This window comes from Nonomuraea sp. 3-1Str, assembly GCF_031570565.1.
Lineage (GTDB): Bacteria > Actinomycetota > Actinomycetes > Streptosporangiales > Streptosporangiaceae > Nonomuraea.
Map to the genome: position 1 here is coordinate 1 of NZ_JALHBK010000026.1, position 12,271 is coordinate 12,271.

Sequence of the window (12,271 nt, forward strand, 5' to 3'; positions counted from 1 at the left end):
TCTTGCCCGCGGCTCTGGTCTTGTCGGCGCCGATCAGTGGGACGCTTTCGGCCAGTACCGGCGGGACCGGCCGGGCCTCGGGCACGCTGACCACGCTGGGCAGTTTTGCCAGGCGGTCCAGTCCGGCCTGGTCGACGTGCAGGGTGAGCACGGGCAGGCGGGACAGTTGCTGGATCACCTGGCCGCCGGCGGCCGCGTCCGGCAGGTCGGCGCGGCTTCTGCTGACGACGTTGACTCTGATCGTGCCGGCCGCGGCCGCCCGCTCGCTCAGCCGGGGCTCGATCCAGGGCGCCGCCGGGGTGGCCTGCTGTGCGGTCGCAGCGGTCGCTGCGGGAGTCGTGGGGGAGGGCTCCGCCGCGTGGACCGGCCCGGTCGCGATCACCGTGGTCGCCAGGGCCGCGATGACACAGGATAAGACTCGCAATTTCATGACGTACCGCGCCTTACATTAAGGGCATGAGGGGTGGCCGGACGGCGGCCGAAGCCGCCATCCGGCCGAGGGGAGTCCCCGAGGAAGGTTCTACGTTGTGCTCGCGCTGTTCTCAGGGCATACCGAAGAGCAGGACGGCCGCGTAATAAACTGCTGCGATCTTCCTGCAGGAGGGCCGCACCAGGATGAAGTAGCCGCCGCACACCTTGTCCTTCAAGGTGATGAAGAAGCGGGTGTCCACGTCGGCCTTCCGCCGGAGAGTGCGGTCGAGGTAGTACTTGTAGTGCTTCTTCTGGTTGGTCATCAGGCCGTACCCGTAGTCGTGGGCGTCACAGGCCGGCCGGAAGTCGAAGCCGAGGGGGCGGTCCGCTCCCGGCTTCGTGCAGTGGTCGTAGACGATGCCCCTGACCTTGAAGCCGCTGGCGGTCCGCTTCCAGCCCGGCTTGCGCCATTTGCCGCCGTGAAATGCCCAGGCCGAGCAGCCCGACTTCGTGTACCACATCCAGGTCTTGGCCGTGTTGCACTTCTTCGGGTAGGACTGCGGGGGATCCACGCCGTCCGGCAGGAAGTCACTGGCCGGCGGCTCGGTCGCGTCGGGGTCGTCCAGCCCGGCCGCGCCCTCGGTCGTCCCGCCGTTCTCCGGCATGTCCGTGCCGGAGGCGGTCACCTGGGGCGTCGCGGCGCCCGCCGGGAAGGTGAGCTGCCAGTCACCGTTGCTGTCGGACTCGATCGACGACAGGCGTCCCACCGAGTCGTAGGCATAGCTCCCCTGCGTGGCGCCGACGCTGGGGTCGGTCACGGTGCGCAGGAGGCCGTTCGGATCGTAGGCGTAGCTCGCCTCGGTCTGCGGCGCCTCGGTTCCGTACGCGACGGTGACCTCCTTGAGCCGGCCCGCGTAGTCGCCGAAGGAGGTGCCGGAGGCCGTGGTGGTCGTGGCGTAGGTGAACTTGGTGACGGACGCGGGCATCTCGCCACGGGTCGGTTCCTTGACGGTGCTGACCCGGCCCTGGGGGTCATAGGTGATCGTGGACTTGCCGAAGGCGACGGTGCCCACGCTGGTCACCCGCCAGGGGTCGGCGCTCGGCGCCCCGGCCGGCCGTGACCAGACGTAGGTGAGCTGGAGGTCGGCGTCGCTGATGGGGGTGCCGTCGGGGTTGGTCAAGGGCTCGTCGCCCGGGTCCTGGGGACTCAGATCTGTCTTGAACGTCTCGGCCGTCGTGGTGCGCATCGCTCCGACGGCCGCGTCCCACTTGGTGGTCTCGGTGAGTTTGGATCCGTCGGCGGCCTCGTACGTCTGGATGCCGCCGCCGTCGGGGAAGGAGACGCTGCTCTTCAGGGAGTAGCTGGTCGACGTCCCTTCGTCGAGCTCCGTGACGACGATGGTGCCGTTCTGGTTCTCCAGTTTCCGGTTGATCTGCCCACCGGCGAACTCCGCCTGCCAGCCGGGCCCGAAGACGCCGAGCTCGGGGCGGGTGGCCGGGGCCGACTGCGGCCGGGCCAGATCGCCGGCGGTCAGGGCCACGCCGTGCTTACGGCTGATCGCGCCGGCGGACACGTCCAGCTCGGTGAGCGCGAAGGTCTTGGTGTCGGCGGAGTACTGGCCGGGACCGATCTCCTGCACGTCGGCCGGCGGCGGTTCGGCCGGTGCGGTGGTGGCGGAGACCTCCGGCGCGAGGAAGGGCAGAAGCATCGCCGCCAGGGCGAGAGGAAGAGCTAATCGGCGCACGTGGTGCCTCCACATAAGAGAAAGGTCTGAACAATGTGGAGAGTAAGCGCCGATAAAACGAGCAAGCAAGGTCTGGACATTTTCCGGAAGAAATGTTCGGATCGCCTACGAAGGCATATTTATCGACAGCTTATTTCTTTCGTTCGCCCAGGTCGCGGGCCTCATGGCGAGCCTGTGGTGAGTTTATGGCGGTAATGTGCAGAGTTTGAGAATAATAGCTGTCCGTGCTTCCGGACGCGGACTGGCGAATCGTCGTTTCACCGTTAACCGGTCGGCCGGCCACGGTTCGGCCACCATGCGCGCCGTCGTGACCGGCCGCCTCGCGCGTCGATCTTCACCGTCATTGTCAGGATCTTCGCGAGGCTGCCGTTGTATCGTGCTGCCCGTCGATTTGTCGCGGTCTGATGCGGGGGCCGCGTTCGCCGCCGCCGGCTTCGGGGCGTCGCGGCCGTCGACCGATGATGATCAGAGCCGGGTCGGGTGCCGCTTGAGTGGCCCCACCGGCCGATCGACGATGGGAGCACTGTGCGAAGAAGGTCATCTCTGCTCGCCGTCGCCTTCGTGGCGATGGCGACGCTGTTACCCATGTCGCCGGCCGTCGCGGCGGGCCCTGGAACGGAAGCCAGGACGACCCCTGCCCCGACGGCGTCGTCCACGCCGACGACTTCGCCGACGTCCTCGCCGAGCCCGCAGCAGCCGGCCCCGGGCAAGGGCCGCATCGCCTGGGCGCCCTGCGAGGAGGAGCCCTCCGCCGAGTGCGGCAAGCTGACGGTCCCGATCGACTGGTCGCGTCCGGACGGGGCCACCATCGACCTGGCCGTCGCCCGCCGCAAGGCCACCGACCCGGCGGCCCGCGTCGGCTCCCTGGTGATCAACCCGGGTGGTCCGGGCGGGTCGGGCGTGGAGGCCGCCTTCGGCGCTCCCGGGTTCTTCAACGAGGAGTTGCAGAAGCGGTTCGACATCGTCGGCTTCGACCCCCGAGGTGTCGGCCGCAGCCACCCGGTGATCTGCTCGGCGTCGGTGTACAACCAGATCCCGTACGCCGTCATGAAGAGCCAGGCCGACTTCGTCAGGTGGAGCGCCTTCGCCAGGAAGCTGCGCGCGGACTGCCGGGCCCGTACCGGCCCGCTGTACGACCATGTGGACTCGGTCGACGTCGCGCGCGACGTGGACGCCCTGCGCGCCGCGCTGGGCGAGGAGAAGCTCACCTTCTACGGGGTCTCGTACGGGACGCTGATCGGCCAGATGTACGCCGAGCTGTTCCCGGACCGGATCCGGGCCATGGCCCTGGACAGCAACATGGACCACAGCCTCGGCGTCAAGGACTTTCTCGACACCGAGGCCGCGGCCGTCGAGGACGCCTTCGACGAGTTCGCCGGCTGGTGCGGGCAGGATCCGAGCTGCGCCCTGCACGGCAAGGACGTCCGCGCGGTGTGGGAGAGCATCCTGGCCAAGGCGCGCAGCGGCCGGCTGTACTACCCGGGCGTCCCGGACCGGCCGATGACCGAGATCCAGGTCCTGTGGAACGGCGTGCTGGGCACCGAAGGGCCCGCCTGGCAGCTGCTGAGCGAGCTGCTTCGCGCCCTGGACGGCGGGGAGCCGTCGTCGTGGGTGCCGCCGATGCCCGGACGAGGGCCCGTTTCGGGGTACGTCGCCCAGCTGCCCACCGCGATCCTCTGTCAGGACTACCGGCTACGGGTGCGCAACTACAGGGAGTACGCCGCGCTGCTGCGCAGCTCCAACCGCCGCGCCCCGGACATGCGCTACAACCCGATGCCGATGGAGGACCTGCCCGTCTGCCTCGGCCACCACACCACCAACCCGCAGCACCGGCTGCGTTACACGGGCAGCACTCCGATCCTGCTGGGCAACTCCTTGCACGATCCGTCCACCCCGTACTCCTGGTCGGCCGGCGTGGCCCGTCAGCTCGGCTCCAAGGCGCGCCTGATCACCTACGAGGGCTGGGGGCACCGCATCTACGGCAAGGACGAGTGCAGCACGGTGCCGATCGACGACTACCTGATCTCGCTGACCCTGCCCCCGCAGGGTTTCCGCTGCCCGGTGGGCGGCAGGGTCGAGACCCTGCTCAAGAAGCGGCAGCGTGAGCTGTGGCCGACGGACAAGCTTCCGTGGGGCGCTCCACTCGTGACCTCCGCCCGGCCGCCGGCGACCACGGCCGCCGCCGGCCGGCCGAGGACGTCCGGCTGAGCTCCGGCCGGCTCTGACCCGGCTCCGGCCTGCTCCGCCGGCCGACACCGACGCGCCCCGACTCGTCACCGAGCCGGGGCGCGTCGCCGTACCGGCGCCTTCGACGCGCGCCGCCCCTCAAGGGCCGCGAGCCCTGCGGCTCGGCGCCTCCTTCAGCCGTCGCCGTGGTGGGCGCGCAGCTCGCGGCGCGCCTGGTGACGGCTTCGGCGGCGCTCCTCGCGCCGGAAGTGGCACCACTCCCGGTTCCCGCCCCTGGTGCCTGGGGCTGTCATGAGACCGGATGCACGGTGATCACCTCCGACTTCCGCGCACGATGAGCCAGGACTGGAGCCGGCCGGGGTTGAGGGGCCGGGCGTGGCCGAGGGCTTGTCAGGGCTGGGTGAGGCCGAGGTTCACCGGCAAGGACAGCGGGCCGATGGTGAAGAACGACGGGGAGTACGGGATGGCGCCGGGGTCGATCGCGAGGCTGAGCCGCGGCAGCCGCCGGTACAGCGAGGCGAGCGCCAGCCGGCTCTCCATCCGGGCCAGCGGCGCCCCGATGCAGTAGCGCGGGCCGTGCCCGAAGCCGAGGTGCCCGGTCTGCTCGCGGGTGATGTCGAACCGGTCCGCGCTCTCGCCGTGCTGAGCCGGATCGACGCCACTGGCCTGGTAGACCACGCCCACCGCCCGGCCCTTGGGGATGTGCACCCCGGCGACGGTCACGTCCTCGGCCGTGAACCGGAAGCTGGTCATCATCACCGAGTGGCGGTAGCGCAGGGTCTCCTCGACCACGTCGGCCCACCGCTCCCCGGCCTTGGCGAGGTCGAGCTGGCCGGGGCTCTGGGCCAGCGCCACGATGGCGTGCCCGAGCAGGTGGACGGTGGTCTCGTGGCCGGCGACGAGCATGAGCCACAGGACGCCGACCAGCTCGTCGGTGGTCAGGCTGTCCCCCTCGTCGCGGGCCTGGACCAGGCCGGAGGTGAGGTCGTCGCCCGGTTCGCGCTGCTTGCGCTCCACCAGGTCGTGCAGGAACGCCTGCAGCTCGTTCTGCGTCGCGAACGCCACCTCCGGCGGTGTGGTGTGCGCCAGCAGCGCGGCGGTCCACTCCCGCAGCCGGAGCCGGTCCCCGGCGGGCACGCCGAACAGCTCGCAGATCACCCACATCGGCAGCGCCTCGGTGAAGGCGGGCACCAGGTCGACGCCGTCGCCGGCGGCCACCACGTCATCGAGCAGGCCGTCGATGATCTGCTGGATCCGCGGCTCCAGGGCCTGCACCCGGGCCGGGGTGAACGCCTTGCCGACGAGGCCGCGCAGCCGCCGGTGGTCGGCGCCGTCCATGGTGGCCAGGTGACCGCCCTGGACGATGGCGCGCAGCGGCCAGTCCTCGGGGATCGACCCGTCGTGCAGGGCGGGCCAGTGGCTGGGGTCGCGGAGGAAGGTCCTGTTGTCCCCGGCGAGGATCTCTCGTACGGCCGTGTGGGTCAGTGCCAGATAGGCGGGCACGCCTCCGGGGAATTCCACTTCCACCACGGGAGCGATTTCGCGTAACCGGACGCAGGTGTCGAGCGGGTTCTCGTTCGCGACAGGGAAGGAGGGGAGTTCAGACGCCATACGACCCCCATCTGACAAAAAGTCAGTGAGTAGACATGTGTATCACCGAATGTCCGCTTTTAGCCTTACAAGCAGCATGACTCGATGACGAGTGACGCCACAGCTTAACCTTGCCCGGCCGCATATTCCTGGCCGCCCAGGACAGGATGCCGATGCCGGCGACGTATCCCATCCCCGACCGCGACGCGTGCGCGGACCGGTCGGCCGGGACCGCCGGTACGCCCTCAGGTGTACCGGTTCAGGTAGCCTGGTCAGCCACATTCCCGACTTGTTCCGATCGCGCGCCCGATGCATCTTTCCGCGGGTGCGCGGTAGGAGACACGGATGTTCGACGCTCTCGGCGTCGGCAGCAGGGCAGGAGATGCCCAGGTCGGCTCAGGGAAGGGGGGGCATGGGCGAGGCCGGGCGGCAGTTGCGGTGCCCGATCACCGAGAACCTGAGCCGGCTGCGCGATCTGGTGACCGCCTTCGCCGCCGACGCCGGTCTCGGCGGGGACCGCCTGGACGATCTGGTGCTGGCGGTCAACGAGGCGGCCGACAACGTCCTGGAGCACGGCGGCGGCACCGGCACGCTCGTCGCGGGCACCGACGCGGCCGGGATCTGGGTGGACGTCATCGACACGGCCGGCACCTTGACCAGCGAACACGTGCGCCGCGGCGCCGACGCCACGCCCACGGTGGCCTTTCGCGGCTACGGCCTCTGGCTGATGCACCGGCTGTGCGACGAGGTCACGCTCGATCACCTGGACGACCGCTCGCGGCTGAGGCTGCGCATGCGCCACCCCGCCGCCGGCGGTTACGGCGCCTCAGGCCGCTGACCTCGGCCTGGTCGCGCGAACCGTACGCGGTGGTCAGCCGGTCGCCGGCCAGCGGGAGGCGTGTTCGAGGCTGTCATAGGGCGGAAATTGGTCGACCAGATGAGTGACGGTGAGCAGCCGCGCCAGGGTGCCGCGCACGCCGATCAGGCGCAGCCCGCCACCCGCGCCTTCGGCCTGCCGCTGGCCCTCCATCAGCCCCCGCACGCCCCTGGAGTCGCAGAATCGGAGCCCGGTCACGTCCACGACGATCCTGGGCCTGGGGGCGTCCAGCGGGGGCCGCAGGGCCGTGGCGAGCTGGCCGAGGGTGCCGCGGTCGAGCACTCCGCTCAGGCGCACCAGGTCCACGCCGGATCGTTGTCGCACGCTGACGGTAAGGGGGGTCACGTGTCCGCTCGCTCCTCTGCCTTTGACGATGCCGTTGCCGTACGCGACGACATCAGCAGGGATCACCTGCCATCGTAGCTTGACGGCTCTCGTGCCTCCCGACTTCGCGACCTCGCTTGATCATTTCGGACGGGACGAATAGCGTGCGGATCACCCATGTTGGCCGGCACCCCATGGACGGAGTCGCACCCCTGATGACGATGAGGACGAAGTCGGCATTCGCGGCATCCATGGCCGCGTTCACCTTGGTGGCCGCCTCACCGGCGGCGCACGCCGAGGCGGCGGCGTCCCGTGCGGCCGCCTGCCCGCTGGTCTTCGGGCACGGCGGCTACCCCACGGGTGCGAGCCCGTGGACCAGGGACCAGGTGCGCCAGCCCAACAACCTCAGAGCGGTGAACGACCAGAAGACGTGGGGCGCCGACGGCGTGGAGGGTGACGTCCAGCTGACCAAGCAGGGCACCAAGGCCGTCATGTGGCACAACACCTCCACCAACGGGCTGACAGGCGTCACGAAGAACATCCCGGACATCTGGTGGACCGCAGGAAGCGACAACCTGCGCGACCGGCGCATAGCGCGCGGCCCGTACGCGGGGGAGCAGGTCTACACGCTCCGGCAGTGGCTCGACCACGTCCGCTCCCGTGGCCTGGTCGCCCTCCTGGAGGTCAAGCCCGAGGCCAAGGCCCTCCTCTCCAGCACCGCGTACGCGACGGCGGCCTGGAAGGAGATCTCCGACCCGATCAAGGAACGCCAGGCTTCGCAGCGCATCCTCGTCTACTCCCAGGACTCCTGGATCCAGGCCGAGCTCGCCAGGCGCCACCCGGGACTCCTCAAGGGCTCCGAGGGTCGCTGGACCGACAGCGTGGGCTGGGAGGAGCCGCCGCCCGCCTGGAGCGGCAACGTGAGCCGGTGGCAGTCCGTGCTCGCCCAGGCGCCGAAGAGCGTGATGACGAACTACCCGAAGGAGTACCGCGCCTGGCTCAGCGGCAAGTGCGGGTAGCCTGCCCGCACCGCCGGGGCCGGGCGGCGGTGGCCGGGGGTCCCGGGCCACCGCCGCCGCCATGAGCCGGGATCAGCCGTCGAAGCTCACGGTGGCGTACTGGTACTTCGTCCTGCCGTTCTCGTCCCCGCTGTGGGAGCGGCCGACCATGACCTTGCCGGCACTCGCCTGCCAGATGTGGCTGCTCTCCTTGTACTCACCGGTCCAGAGCGGATCGGTCAGCCGCACCTGCCGCCCCTGCCAGTACAGCGCCGCGCTGAGGTACTGCGTCATGCCGTTCTCGTCGCCGGTGTGCCACCTGCCGACGACGACCTGGTCCACGGGAGCGGTGTAGCTCGACCTGTTCTCCCGCTGGGGAGAGCTCCAGCCCCCGGTGTGCACCTCGGCCTGCTCGCCGTTGACCAGAATCCGGCTGCAGTAGTACGTGGTCGGCTTGCCCTCGTCGCCGTAGTGCGAGCGGCCGGTGAGCACCTGGTTCGGCGGGCAGGTGAACTGTGCGCCCGCCTCCCACACGGTCTGGGAGGAGATGCTCTCCACCTTGATCGTCACCGCCGCCGCCGCGGGAGAGGCCATGGTGGCGGCCGACAGAGCGGCGGCCACGACGACCGGTATGGCCTTGCGGTACATCCTCATCTTCTGCGGTTCCCTTACGTACGTGATGGTGTGCTGAACGGCGAGCGGGTCAGTCCGCGACGGTCACGGTGGCGTACTGGTACTTCGTCCTGCCGTTCTCGTCCCCGGTGTGCGAGCGGCCGACCATGACCTTGTTGTAGTCCGCCTGCCAGGTGTGGCTGCTCTCCTTGTACTCACCGGTCCAGAGCGGATCGGTCAGCCGCACCTGCCGGCCCTGCCAGGAGATCGTCGCCGAGCGGTACTTCGTCGTGCCGTTTTCGTCCCCGGTGTGCCACCTGCCGACGAGCGCCTGGTCCGCGGGGGCGGAGTAGCTGGACCTGCTCTCCTTCTGGCCGGGGGTCCAGTCGCCGATGAACACCCGGGCCTGCTCGTCGTTGATGAAGATGAAGCTGCAGTAGTAGGTCGTCGCGTTGTTCTCGTCGCCGTGGTGCGAGCGGCCGGTGAGAACCATGTTCGTCGGACAGGTGAACGGGTCGAACCACTCTCGCACCGTCTCGGTGTGGCCGCGCTCGACCCTGATCGTCACCGCCGAGGCGGACGCCGGAGCGGGAGCGGCCATGGTCACGGCCGCCAGCCCGGCCAGGGCGGCCGTCGCGGCGGACAGAGCTTTCTGCCTCATATGTGTGTCTCCTGGGACGCGATTTCGCTGTCACCACGGAGCATCACAGCGCCTTCTGGTGATCCACTTGCGCCTCGGTTGCGACTGCTGTCGATGTCCTGGTGCGGCGCGGAGCGGCGAAGCCCATGGCGTCCTGGCTGTCGAGATCGAGCTCCATACGCTTTCACCGCTCGCCCCGGACTGACTTTTGATCACTAATTGACTACGTACGGTTATATTTCAATTGCGAGGCGTGGCGACATATCGGCTTCCTTGACCGCTCGGGACCGCCGGTGCGAGCCGCGGTCCTCGCGCCTCTCATGTCCTCGCTTGAACATCGGAGCAACGATGCGTAAACCATTTGCCGTGGCCGCTGCGGCCATCGGTCTTGGCCTCGTGGCGGCGACCGCCCTGCCGGCCGTGGCCGACGACACCGTCGTCACCTTCACGATCACCGGTGGCACTCTCACGATCGACGCCCCCACCTCGGCGAACCTCGGCTCGGTGGTGTCCGCCACCACGAGCATCTCGGGGCCGATGGGTGCCGTCACGGTGACCGACGACCGCGGCCTCCTGGACGGCACCTGGACCGCCACCGCCATCAGCACCGACTTCACCACCGGGGGCGCCACCGCGCCCGAGACGATTCCCAACATCAACGTCACCTACTCGCCGGGCTCGGGCACCCACACGGGAACGGGCACCTTCACGTCCGGACCGGGCGGCATCATCAACGTGCCGCGCGTCGCCTTCACCGGGACCGACCTCGTCGGCGACAACACCGCCACCTGGAATCCGACGCTCGACATCACCATTCCGGACGGGACGGTCGTCGGCGTCTACACCGGCACCGTCACCCACTCGGTCGGCTGACCGGCCCCGGGACAGCGACAGCCGTGCGTCTTCACAACCTCCTTGCCTGGCTGCTGGTGGCCGGGGCGCTCACCCCGGCCACCGGCATGCTGCACGCGCCGGCCTCGGCAGCGGCCGACCAGCGTGGGAACGGCATCGGGATCCGCCTGGTCGACGCGCCGGTCCAGGCGCGAGCCGACTCGCGAGCCCGGCGCTACATCGTCGACCACCTCAAGCCGGGTTCGGTCATCCACCGGCGGGTCGAGATCGCCAACACGACCCACTCGCCCCAGCGGGTGGCGGTCTACCCGGCAGCCGGGGAGATCCGCGACCGGACCTTCCAGTTCGCCCCTGGCCGCACCGCCAACGAGCTGTCCACATGGACCAGCATGAGCCGGGACGAGGTGACCCTGGCCCCGCAAGCGCACTCGATGGTCACCGCGACCATCGACGTGCCGAAGAACGCCGCCCCCGGTGAGCGCTACGCGATGATCTGGGCCGAGGTGTCCGGCGACCCTCCTCCCGGAGGGGGCCTCCGGGAGGTGAACCGCGTCGGCGTCCGGATCTACCTGTCCGTCGGCGGCGACAACGCGCCCGCCGCGGGCTTCACCATCGACTCGTTGACGGCCCAACGGTCGGCGGACGGGCGGCAATCCGTCCTGGCCCAGGTGCACAACACCGGAGGCCGCGCGCTGGACCTGAGCGGGGAGCTGAGACTCACCAGCGGCGGCCTGAGCGCCGGCCCCTACAACGTCGAAACGGGCACGACACTCGCGCCCGGCGACACCGGATCGGTCATCGCGCTCCTCACCGAACAGGTGCCCGACGGCCCGTGGCACGCCCGGATCCATCTGGTGAGCGGACTGACCGAAGGCACCGCCGCGGCGGACATCCGGTTCCCGTCCGCCGCGGGGACGGCCGAAGCGGTCGCCGCGACCATGGACGGCCATCTCCCCGTAGCGGCGATCGGCGCCGGCGCCGGCGTGTCGGCGCTCGCGGCGGTTTCTTTCCTGATCGTCCGGAGACGGCACCGCTCACGGCGGGAACGGGCCACGGGATGACGAGGCGTGGCCCGCGGGGAGCACGAGAACCGCGGGCGCGGCTGTCACAGGCCGTGACGCGCCCGCTCGGCCAGGAAGTCCTCCCAGGTACGGCGGCCGACCGCCCGCTCCGGCGCGAGGTTGGCCCCGTCCCGGAACGCGGCCGCGGCCTTGCCCGGGGTCCGCATGGGCACGACCAGCCGGCGCTTCCCGCTCGCCCGCAGGTAGTCGCGGGCGAGCTCCTCCATCGTGTGCACGCGCGGCCCCGCGATGTCCGGCACCAGCCCGGCCGGCGCACCGAGGGCCAGCTCGGCGAGCCGGGCCGCCACCTCGCCGGAGTCCACCGGCTGGAACCGCACGCCGCCCCAGGTCGGCAGCAGCACCGGCGGCTTGGCCAGCTGCCGCAGCGTCATCAGGATCCACTCGTGGAACTGGGTGGCCCGCAGCGTGGTCCAGGGAATGCCCGATCCGGCCACGACCTGCTCGGCGGCCCGCTTGGCGGCGAAGTAGCCGAACATGGCCCGGTCGATCCCGCTGACGACGGGGACCCGGTCGGCGCCCACGACCGAGATGTACACCAGGTGCCGGACGCCCCCGCCCGACGCCGCCCGCACCAGGTTCCGGGCCTTCTCCTCGTCGCCCTTGGCGCTGCCGGCGCAGTGCACGACGACCTCGGCCCCGCTCACCGCGGCGTCCAGCCCCTCGCCGGTGGTCACGTCGCCCGTCACGAACTCGACGCCGTCCCCGGGCTCGCTCCGTGCGCCGCGGCTGAGCACCCGTAGCTCGCGCCCGGCCTCACGCAGGAGCGGTACGACGAGGCGTCCCAGCGTGCCCGTGCCACCGGTGACCAGGATGGTTGACGTCATGGCTGCTCCAAGGTCCTTGCCGGCCGCCAGGGCCGGATCTCGTGGGTCTGCCCTCTCGACCCGCGGGACGCGGGGAATGTGACACGACCGGAGAACGCCATGACAGACGGCCCCGCCCGCCGGCAGGCA

The 12,271-nt window shown here is 70.3% G+C and carries 12 protein-coding genes; 5 read left to right on the plus strand and 7 right to left on the minus strand.

Annotated elements, in window-relative coordinates; all coding sequences use genetic code 11:
- Positions 1–430 (minus strand): hypothetical protein (locus MTP10_RS31685; RefSeq protein ID WP_310713937.1); only part of this gene is annotated, 430 nt, incomplete at its 3' end.
- Positions 431–542: 112 nt separating this feature from the next.
- A complete protein-coding gene (locus MTP10_RS31690) occupies positions 543–2,156 on the minus strand; it encodes a phospholipase A2 (protein WP_310713938.1) in 1,614 nt (537 codons plus the stop codon).
- A gap of 525 nt (positions 2,157–2,681) precedes the next feature.
- On the opposite strand from MTP10_RS31690, the gene MTP10_RS31695 reads away from it, so the two are divergent.
- A complete protein-coding gene (locus MTP10_RS31695; RefSeq protein WP_310713939.1) occupies positions 2,682–4,364 on the plus strand; it encodes an alpha/beta fold hydrolase in 1,683 nt (560 codons plus the stop codon).
- A 369-nt stretch (positions 4,365–4,733) separates the two neighbouring features.
- On the opposite strand, the gene MTP10_RS31700 is transcribed toward MTP10_RS31695, so the two are convergent.
- Positions 4,734–5,873, minus strand: coding sequence for a cytochrome P450 (locus MTP10_RS31700; protein ID WP_310713940.1), 1,140 nt, complete (start codon positions 5,871–5,873; stop codon positions 4,734–4,736).
- A gap of 472 nt (positions 5,874–6,345) precedes the next feature.
- Between MTP10_RS31700 and MTP10_RS31705 the strand changes: the two genes are divergently transcribed.
- Positions 6,346–6,771: an ATP-binding protein gene (locus tag MTP10_RS31705; RefSeq protein WP_310713941.1), complete on the plus strand. Its 426-nt coding sequence runs from the start codon at positions 6,346–6,348 to the stop codon at positions 6,769–6,771.
- Positions 6,772–6,804: 33 nt separating this feature from the next.
- Here the strand turns inward: MTP10_RS31705 and MTP10_RS31710 are convergent, their stop codons facing one another.
- On the minus strand, positions 6,805–7,155 hold the full coding sequence (locus MTP10_RS31710; protein WP_310713943.1) for an STAS domain-containing protein: 351 nt from the start codon (positions 7,153–7,155) through the stop codon (positions 6,805–6,807).
- A gap of 194 nt (positions 7,156–7,349) precedes the next feature.
- On the opposite strand from MTP10_RS31710, the gene MTP10_RS31715 reads away from it, so the two are divergent.
- Entirely contained in the window at positions 7,350–8,153 is an 804-nt protein-coding gene (locus MTP10_RS31715) for a glycerophosphodiester phosphodiesterase family protein (protein ID WP_310713945.1), read from the plus strand.
- A gap of 72 nt (positions 8,154–8,225) precedes the next feature.
- Here MTP10_RS31715 and MTP10_RS31720 read toward each other — a convergent pair whose 3' ends face one another.
- The gene (locus MTP10_RS31720) at positions 8,226–8,786 is read right to left on the minus strand and encodes a hypothetical protein (RefSeq protein ID WP_310713948.1); all 561 of its coding nucleotides are present in this window, start codon (positions 8,784–8,786) and stop codon (positions 8,226–8,228) included.
- A gap of 49 nt (positions 8,787–8,835) precedes the next feature.
- The gene (locus MTP10_RS31725; RefSeq protein ID WP_310713951.1) at positions 8,836–9,405 is read right to left on the minus strand and encodes a hypothetical protein; all 570 of its coding nucleotides are present in this window, start codon (positions 9,403–9,405) and stop codon (positions 8,836–8,838) included.
- Positions 9,406–9,750: 345 nt separating this feature from the next.
- Here MTP10_RS31725 and MTP10_RS31730 point away from each other — a divergent pair, with 345 nt between their 5' ends.
- Together MTP10_RS31730 and MTP10_RS31735 are read left to right on the plus strand one after the other, a co-directional pair.
- The gene (locus tag MTP10_RS31730) at positions 9,751–10,257 is read left to right on the plus strand and encodes a hypothetical protein (protein WP_310713953.1); all 507 of its coding nucleotides are present in this window, start codon (positions 9,751–9,753) and stop codon (positions 10,255–10,257) included.
- Between the two features lie 23 nt (positions 10,258–10,280).
- A complete protein-coding gene (locus tag MTP10_RS31735) occupies positions 10,281–11,297 on the plus strand; it encodes a peptidase (protein ID WP_310713956.1) in 1,017 nt (338 codons plus the stop codon).
- Positions 11,298–11,341: 44 nt separating this feature from the next.
- On the opposite strand, the gene MTP10_RS31740 is transcribed toward MTP10_RS31735, so the two are convergent.
- The gene (locus MTP10_RS31740; protein WP_310713958.1) at positions 11,342–12,142 is read right to left on the minus strand and encodes an NAD(P)H-binding protein; all 801 of its coding nucleotides are present in this window, start codon (positions 12,140–12,142) and stop codon (positions 11,342–11,344) included.
- Positions 12,143–12,271: the final 129 nt, after the last annotated feature.

Excerpts from the sequence above, each read along its gene's own strand:
- MTP10_RS31705 (WP_310713941.1), top strand. The coding sequence starts at position 6,346 with ATGGGCGAGGCCGGGCGGCAGTTGCGGTGCCCGATCACCGAGAACCTG.
- MTP10_RS31725 (WP_310713951.1), bottom strand. The coding sequence starts at position 9,405 with ATGAGGCAGAAAGCTCTGTCCGCCGCGACGGCCGCCCTGGCCGGGCTG.
- MTP10_RS31740 (WP_310713958.1), bottom strand. The coding sequence starts at position 12,142 with ATGACGTCAACCATCCTGGTCACCGGTGGCACGGGCACGCTGGGACGC.
- MTP10_RS31720 (WP_310713948.1), bottom strand. The coding sequence starts at position 8,786 with ATGAGGATGTACCGCAAGGCCATACCGGTCGTCGTGGCCGCCGCTCTG.
- MTP10_RS31715 (WP_310713945.1), top strand. The coding sequence starts at position 7,350 with ATGACGATGAGGACGAAGTCGGCATTCGCGGCATCCATGGCCGCGTTC.